The organism is Pseudoalteromonas sp. S3178 (genome assembly GCF_005886985.1).
Classification (GTDB): domain Bacteria; phylum Pseudomonadota; class Gammaproteobacteria; order Enterobacterales; family Alteromonadaceae; genus Pseudoalteromonas; species Pseudoalteromonas carrageenovora.
On record NZ_PNCW01000355.1, the window covers coordinates 1 to 271 of the forward strand.

Here is a 271-nt window from a genome sequence, read left to right on the forward strand (position 1 = left end):
CGTGGCCGAACCGAGCGAGCATACTCTTCGTTATCCTCTAATACGAAACAATTGGCTGAGGGATTTGCTGCAGGTTATAACGCATTTTTGAGCGCAGTTGATGCTGGTGACGAGGTACTGGGACAAGACTGTAAAGGTGCCGACTGGGTTAAACCAATTGAAGCCGTCGATGTCGTTGCAGGAATACTTAATTTAGGGGTGCAAAGCAGTTCAGTGAGGATGTTACCTGCCTTCGTGAAAGCACACCCATTAGAAGGAGATGAATGGCGGC

Annotated in this window: 1 protein-coding gene; it reads left to right on the forward strand. The window is 48.7% G+C overall.

Annotated features, from left to right (window positions below; all coding sequences use genetic code 11):
- Nucleotides 1–51 precede the first annotated feature (51 nt).
- On the forward strand, nt 52–271 hold a 220-nt coding region (locus tag CWC11_RS23115; protein ID WP_212748112.1), incomplete at its 3' end, for a hypothetical protein.